The following is a 6,518-nucleotide window of genomic DNA, read 5'->3' on the forward strand; positions in this document are numbered from 1 at the left end:
GCGAACGCGACTCAGCCCGCCGCTGTCGGCCCGGCCAGTCCCTGCACAAGTAGGTTCCAGGCCGCGTGCGCGACTTCTTTTCGTGAGCTCTCGGCGGTCCGTTCCATGATCGCGGCGAACATGGCGATCGCCAGGATCACGTCCTCGGCAGTGACGGACTCGCGTATCTTCCCAGCTCGACGCGCTTCGTCGAGGCGACCTTCGAGAAGATCGGTCAGGCGGGTGCCGGCCGAATTCAGTCGTGAATCGCCGAAGGAGACGGGCTTGATGACCTCCACGAACACGATCGAGGTGGTGATCTGGTCGACCAACAAACGAAAAAGATCGTCGAGAGTCGAATCCGGATCGGCAGCCAGATCTTGCAACTCGACGATGTTCTCGTCGAACACTGCGAGTGCCAGGCTTTCGCGAGTGGCAAAGTGCCGGTAGAGGCTGCCCTGGCCGACGCCGGCCGTACGGGCGATCAGGCTGAGCGGAGCAGCGAAACCCTGGGTGGCGAATACCTCGCGAGCTGCTGAGATGAGTGCCGCACGATTGCGCGCCGCGTCTCTCGGCCCTCTGTTGAGAGATCCGCTATTGACGCGGCCAGACGATGTCACGCACACTACGATACCAACCGGACAGCATTGTCCGGTTGGTTGCGGCCCGACACCGGTTCACACCCCGACCCGACCGTCGTGAGCGCTCGAACCCGCGCCTGCCCTCCGTGCTGCCTGTCCGTGAGATACGTCTGCCCGTGAGATACGTCTGCCCGTGAGATACGTCTGCCCGTGAGATACGAAAGGCAATCCCGCACCGGGAGTTGGACTCGATGAAATCGTTCACGACCATCAGAACCAGATCTGCCATCGCGCTCGTCGCTTTGATCACCATCCTTCCCGTGTGTGTTGCCGCTGCCGAACCAGCCACCGCCCCCGGCTCGATCCTCGAGACCTCCGGTGTCGGTTCGAACGCGGCGAGTCGTGCGGAGTGCGGGCCTGGTTCGATGCCCGAGACCGGGTTGCAGGGTGATGTTCCGGCCGAGGACCGAAACAGCGGACGCAGCCGGGATGGTTACAGCTGCAACATGTCTCAGATCGGTGGTTACTCGGGTCGCGGTGGCGGGATCACATCCACCAACTTCGAACACTGCTCGTACGTCGGCAGCTTCTTCCCCGGGAACCTCCTCGGCCCCGCGCAAGGCGTCCAAGTTCTCGACGTGTCAGATCCTGCCAACCCCGCACTCACCGCCACTCTGACCGAACCGGCGATGCTGGCCGGAACGTGGGAGAGCCTCAAGGTCAACGCCACGCGAAAGCTGCTGGTGGGCACGGGCGTTCCGCTCTTGACCGGCGTCGGCCTGATGTCGGTCTACGACATATCCGACTGCGCGCACCCGAAACTGCTCAACCCCGGGCCGGGAACCGATCTGGGAATGCTGCTGCCCATCACCAATCACGAGGGTGGGTTCTCACCGGACGGGAACACCTACTGGTCTTCCGGCACCGCCCCCGGCGTGGTGAGCGCCGTCGATCTCACCGATCCCACCAACCCGCGTGTCATCTGGCAGGACCTCATCGGGTTGTCGACCCACGGATTCGGAATCAGTCCCGACGGAACCCGCATGTACCTGTCGAACAATCTCGGCGGAATACATGTTCTCGACATCAGTGAGGTTCAGCGCCGCGTCCCCAACCCTCGGGTGCGCCAACTGTCCCAGCTCTCGTGGACCGACGGGTGGGCCACCCAGCACAGCATTCCGGTGACGTACGACGGTTCGCCGTACCTGTTCACCGTCGACGAAGGCGGTTCAGGCGGAGTCAAATTGATCGACGTCTCCCATGACGACGAACCGTCGGTCGTCAATTCGGTGAAGCTCGAGATCAATCTGCCGGAGAATCAAGACGCTGCGCTGGCGTCCGCTGCCGGCGGATCGCTGTTCGCGTACGAATCTCACTACTGTTCGGCCGATCGCCCGGTCGACCCGACGGCGCTGGCATGCGGATGGATCTCGAGCGGAATTCGGGTCTTCGACATTCGAGATCCCTTCGATGTCCACGAAATTGCGTACTTCAACCCACCTGCTCGGACCGGCGACAACCTCCAACTCGCCAACTCGCCGCACGCTCTCGCGTCGCTCATCGGGGTACCCATCCTCAGCACCCCGGCAATCGCGCAGTCGATCGCGCAGGGCCAGTTCGACCCCGGCCAAGCGCTGAGTTCGCGGTCGGGCATGCTCGCTCTCGGCGACATCTCGACCGATTGGTGCTTCTCCCCACCCGAATGGCGAGGTACCACATTGTGGGCGACGTGCGCCGACAACGGCTTTGTTGCCATGCAACTCGAAAACGGTGTCTACACACCACCCGCCGACCAGAAGACGACCGTGGGATCATGACGGTGCCACGATCGGTCAAAGCCGTCGCGCTCGTAGCTGCGGCACTGATGCTGCTCGTACTCGGCGCAGCACTACGTCCCCTGTTTGCACCCGAGAACCACACGCAGACAGCTGTTCTGAGCGAAACCGAAATCGGATTCGTACACGACATGGCGGCCCACCATCAACAGGCACTCTTCATTCTCGCGCGTCTGAGTCCTGATGTGGACCCGGCGGTAACGAGACTGGCCCAACAGATCGACGATGTTCAACGAACGGAAATCGGTGTCATGCTCGGTTGGCTGCGGTTGGCCGGTGTCCCGCCGAACAGTAGAACGCCGATGGCGTGGATGGAGGCGTCACCGAGCAGTGCGGGCGACTCTCATCATCACCCGGCAACGCCGGAAACAGAGGCCGACGCCATGCCGGGCATCGCTACGACGGAAGAACTCGAGAAACTGAGCGCCGCTCGCGGGTTCGACGCCGAGGTGCTGTTCCTTCAACTGATGGAACGCCACCACCGTGGCGGGATCGCCATGGCACAGGTGGCCGATACCCTGCTCGAGAGCGGGCCAGTGAAACAGTCCGCCCGCGACATGATCAACACGCAGAGTCAGGAGTCCGGGTTGATGACACTGATGCTCGGACAACGTGGGGCACAACCACTGCACTGACCCGCATGTGCACTGACTACCATGGGTGTCGACCTGTGAACTACAGAAAGAATCGACACTTCAATGACCCTGCTCGTTCGCGGAATCGAATGGTCGAACCCGACAGCACCGCGGATCCGATGCGTCGACGACACCACTTCCGCTACGACCTTCTACACTCACGACTCGGTTCTTCGGTTCTCCGTCGACGAGAAGAAGGGCCGCCGCTGCCTCGGCTGGCGAGATCTCACCGCAGAAGGTCGAGGGCACTCGCCGTGTGACCGCGAGGCCACGGTCGTTGCCGGGCGCCAATGCGACCGGTGCCGAAATCGCGAGGGGTTCACCACAGTTCATCAGGCCCACGTCAGCGGGGCGCACATTCATCCGAACGTGCGCACCTACCTCGCACAACCACAATGGCTCTACGTGGACGTATTCGCCGGCGGTCAGATGAAGGTGGGGACGGCGTCCGAGTTTCGCAAACATCCGCGAGTCGCCGAGCAGGGCGCGGTCTGCGCGTTGTTCGTCGCGCGGTCGACGGACGGTTACAGCATCCGTTCGCTCGAAGCCAGGGCGTCGGAAGAGTTCCACTTGAGCCAGGCCATACGTACGTCTCGGAAGATCGAGGCGTTGACGGGAACTCTTGATCGAGAAAAACTCCGAAAGTCGTTGCACCACTTCGTATCGTCGATCAGCGACGAGCTGAAGGACATCGGATCGGACATCGACGGCATCGAGATCCTGGAGGCCCCCGAAGAATGGCGGGCGCCGGCATGCGCCGACGTGGTCTTCGATGCCGCACCATTGATCGCGTATCCGCACACTTTCGAGTCCGGGGAGCATTCCCTGTATCTGGAGGGCCTTGCCGGTTCGATCGCATCGATGCGGATCGAACCCGATCCTGAATCACCACGCTTTGTCGCGGACGTGTCCGGACTGGTCGGTCGAACCATCACCGTCGGCGAGTTCGAGTCCCCAGGCGTGGCGATTCAGGAATCGTTGTTCTGAATGTTGGTCAGCAGCTTCCCGCAGTCGCTGCGGCGAATCCGCGAGTGACCTCGGACTGCTCGTCGGCAGACAAGCTCGACCATTCGGGATAGGCCTGGATGGAGGTCAGCATGTCGTTTGCCAATGATTCACGCGTCATACCCATTTCCTCGCCCGACTCGTCAATCGCCGGCTGGTATGCGTCGAGGTACCGGAGAACGTCGGAGCACGCCTGCGCGTAGGTCCGTGGCAGCGCCGAACTCACATTCGGGTCCGACGGGACCTCGGCCGGGACGCTCGAGTCGACGGGCGGTGCCTCGGTAGTCGATTCCGGCGACGTCGCCGGAGCCGCGGATGACGTCGTCGGCGTCGCAGTGGCGGTCGCCGAAGCGGAGGAAGTGAGTGTTCCGACCTCGGTCGGCTTGTCTCCGTCAGAACCGCAGGCAACCAGCGCCACCAGCGAGCAGGCACCGATGAACCCGGTGATCGTTTTCTTCATCCTTCAAGGATGCCAGAGGGCAGCCGGCGTTCGAACCGACCGGCGTCGCCGACCGGCCGGGATCGCCTGGGCGGCCCGTCGAATCCGAGCGCCTCGTCGGCCCGACTGCAGGATTGGACCGTATGCCCCGTCCACCAACCCATGCTACCGTGATTTAACTGCAAAGTAACTATGGGTGGGATTGTCCGGTCTGCCGCGTTCATCCGGAACGCTCTGATCGGAAATAGTTCGTTTTTAAGGGGCTGGAACGAGTGGGACTTTTTCGTCGACGAGGTTCCCGGGAGGAAGACGACGATCGCGGGCAGAACCTCGATCGCAGCGACCCCGGGTACGCTGCCTGGTTCGCGAACCTCGCCGACGCGGGCAGTCAGCGGGTTCCGTACAAGCGGCCGCTGACCGCACCGGTCTATCCGCAACTCCACTCGCCGACACCGGACTACGAGACAGACACCGGATGGCCGCTCGACGCGCCCTCCGGAGACGGCTGGCTACCCGCAGACCGAATCGACGAATTCGAGTCGTCGTATGGCCGCTCATCTGCATCGAACGGAACGAACCCGCACATCTCACCAGCTGAACAGTTGCCGCCCGGCCCACCCCCGACGCCGCAACCGACGATTCCGCCTCGAAATGTACCGATGACTTCACCACCGAAGCATCACCTGGAGTCGCCCAGCGCGACTCGGCCCTACCAAGGAGAAGCAATGAGCAACATCGACAAAATCCTCGGCGAATTGATGCGCATCGACGGTGCCAGCGGTGCAGCCGTCGTCGACGCCGACAGCGGGATGGTTCTCGGTATGAGCGGCAACCCGTCGTTCAGCCTCGAATATGCCGGCGCCGGTAACTCCGAGGTTGTGCGAGCAAAGCTCCGCACGATGAGTAACTTGGGGATTACCGACACCCTGGAAGACATCCTGATCACTCTGAGCAACCAGTACCACCTCATTCGCGTCCTCGAGACGCCCGGACTGTCGACACTGTTCGTGTACCTCGTTTTGGACCGCGCACGTGCGAACTTGGCGCTGGCCCGCCACAAGCTGGGCGAGCAGACCCCCAAGATCGAGATCTGACGCGTCCACTCCACCCGAGAAGGCCCGGTCCTCACCCAACGGCGAGGACCGGGCCTTGTCCGTTCAGAACCGTCGATTGGTGAACGTCGCACCGGCACCGATACTGGGACCGTGACTATCGCGGATACACCTTGCGTGTGGTTGACCACCCTCCGAGATGACGGCTCGCCGCACACGACTCCGGTGTGGTTCTTACTGCGTCGGAACACATTCTGGATACCGAGCGCAGAGCAGAATCGGAAGGTTCGGAACCTGCGGGACGATCCTCGGGTCTCGTTGGCCGTCGACGGATCCGCCGGCGATCCGTGGGTCGCACAGGGACTCGGGACAATTCATCACGACGTCGGCGAGTTCGGCGATCTCCTGAGACTTTTCGGCGAGAAGTACGCCGGCTGGGATGCCGCGGACGAGACTCCCGACGGCCCGCGGGTTCTCGTCTCGGTCCCGGTGACGCGGTGGCTCCTTCGACCGGACTGACAGACAGTGCCGGTTCGGCCCGAAATGTCGTGAATGACATACTTGTAGTTCATCTCTCGCAGAAATGGACTCTCACACATGGCACGCACGGCACATCACAGGCACGGCATCACCGGCGTCACCATCGGCATTGCTGCCGTGATCGTGCTGGGAGGTTGCGCGAACTCCAACGCCGACGCGCCCGAAACATCTTCTCTCGGTTCAGGAATCGGATCCGGTGTCACGACGACGGCGGTGGCCGAAGCCTCGACGCCGTCTTCCGCTGCAGCTGAACTACTGGCGCAGATCCCGATCAAGGGACGCGCACCCAAGACCGGATACGACCGCGCGCTGTTCGGCACCGCTTGGACGGACGACGTCACCGTCGAGTTCGGTCACAACGGCTGCGACACACGCATTATCTGCACGCAGTTTTGACATATCTCAAAACCTTGCTGGTAGGCCCCCATTGTTCGATGTCGACGGTGTGAGTT

General features: G+C 62.5%; 8 protein-coding genes. 6 read left to right on the plus strand and 2 right to left on the minus strand.

Annotation, left to right across the window (positions count from 1 at the left end; translation table 11 throughout):
* Positions 1–11: 11 nt before the first annotated feature.
* Entirely contained in the window at positions 12–599 is a 588-nt protein-coding gene (locus tag V3587_RS27685) for a TetR/AcrR family transcriptional regulator (RefSeq protein ID WP_283377440.1), read from the minus strand.
* A 212-nt stretch (positions 600–811) separates the two neighbouring features.
* Between V3587_RS27685 and V3587_RS27690 the strand changes: the two genes are divergently transcribed.
* The 3 genes from V3587_RS27690 (at position 812) to V3587_RS27700 (ending at position 4,017) form a co-directional block, all read left to right on the plus strand.
* A complete protein-coding gene (locus V3587_RS27690) occupies positions 812–2,377 on the plus strand; it encodes an LVIVD repeat-containing protein (RefSeq protein WP_124568708.1) in 1,566 nt (521 codons plus the stop codon).
* Positions 2,374–3,030 (plus strand): DUF305 domain-containing protein, encoded by a 657-nt coding sequence (locus tag V3587_RS27695; RefSeq protein WP_235171429.1) that lies wholly within the window; start codon positions 2,374–2,376, stop codon positions 3,028–3,030. Before V3587_RS27690 ends, V3587_RS27695 begins: the two co-directional genes overlap by 4 nt.
* A gap of 63 nt (positions 3,031–3,093) precedes the next feature.
* Positions 3,094–4,017, plus strand: coding sequence for a DUF2797 domain-containing protein (locus V3587_RS27700; RefSeq protein ID WP_283377439.1), 924 nt, complete (start codon positions 3,094–3,096; stop codon positions 4,015–4,017).
* Positions 4,018–4,024: 7 nt separating this feature from the next.
* On the opposite strand, the gene V3587_RS27705 is transcribed toward V3587_RS27700, so the two are convergent.
* Positions 4,025–4,495, minus strand: coding sequence for a hypothetical protein (locus V3587_RS27705; protein WP_283377438.1), 471 nt, complete (start codon positions 4,493–4,495; stop codon positions 4,025–4,027).
* A 251-nt stretch (positions 4,496–4,746) separates the two neighbouring features.
* Between V3587_RS27705 and V3587_RS27710 the strand changes: the two genes are divergently transcribed.
* From V3587_RS27710 to V3587_RS27720, 3 genes are all read left to right on the plus strand, one after another.
* Positions 4,747–5,568 carry a roadblock/LC7 domain-containing protein gene (locus V3587_RS27710; RefSeq protein WP_317829779.1) on the plus strand — a complete coding sequence of 274 codons (822 nt, stop codon included), beginning with the start codon at positions 4,747–4,749 and terminating at the stop codon, positions 5,566–5,568.
* 111 nt (positions 5,569–5,679) lie between these two features.
* Positions 5,680–6,045 carry a pyridoxamine 5'-phosphate oxidase family protein gene (locus V3587_RS27715; protein WP_283377437.1) on the plus strand — a complete coding sequence of 122 codons (366 nt, stop codon included), beginning with the start codon at positions 5,680–5,682 and terminating at the stop codon, positions 6,043–6,045.
* 78 nt (positions 6,046–6,123) lie between these two features.
* Positions 6,124–6,462: a hypothetical protein gene (locus tag V3587_RS27720; protein WP_283377436.1), complete on the plus strand. Its 339-nt coding sequence runs from the start codon at positions 6,124–6,126 to the stop codon at positions 6,460–6,462.
* The last annotated feature ends 56 nt before the right edge of the window (positions 6,463–6,518 follow it).

Origin of the sequence: Rhodococcus sp. IEGM 1306 (assembly GCF_036541985.1) — a bacterium.
GTDB lineage: Bacteria > Actinomycetota > Actinomycetes > Mycobacteriales > Mycobacteriaceae > Rhodococcus_F > Rhodococcus_F qingshengii.

What these genes read in the sequence shown, in the direction of transcription:
- V3587_RS27690 (WP_124568708.1), top strand. Translation starts at nt 812, where the DNA reads ATGAAATCGTTCACGACCATCAGAACCAGATCTGCCATCGCGCTCGTC.
- V3587_RS27695 (WP_235171429.1), top strand. Translation starts at nt 2,374, where the DNA reads ATGACGGTGCCACGATCGGTCAAAGCCGTCGCGCTCGTAGCTGCGGCA.
- V3587_RS27700 (WP_283377439.1), top strand. Translation starts at nt 3,094, where the DNA reads ATGACCCTGCTCGTTCGCGGAATCGAATGGTCGAACCCGACAGCACCG.
- V3587_RS27705 (WP_283377438.1), bottom strand. Translation starts at nt 4,495, where the DNA reads ATGAAGAAAACGATCACCGGGTTCATCGGTGCCTGCTCGCTGGTGGCG.
- V3587_RS27720 (WP_283377436.1), top strand. Translation starts at nt 6,124, where the DNA reads ATGGCACGCACGGCACATCACAGGCACGGCATCACCGGCGTCACCATC.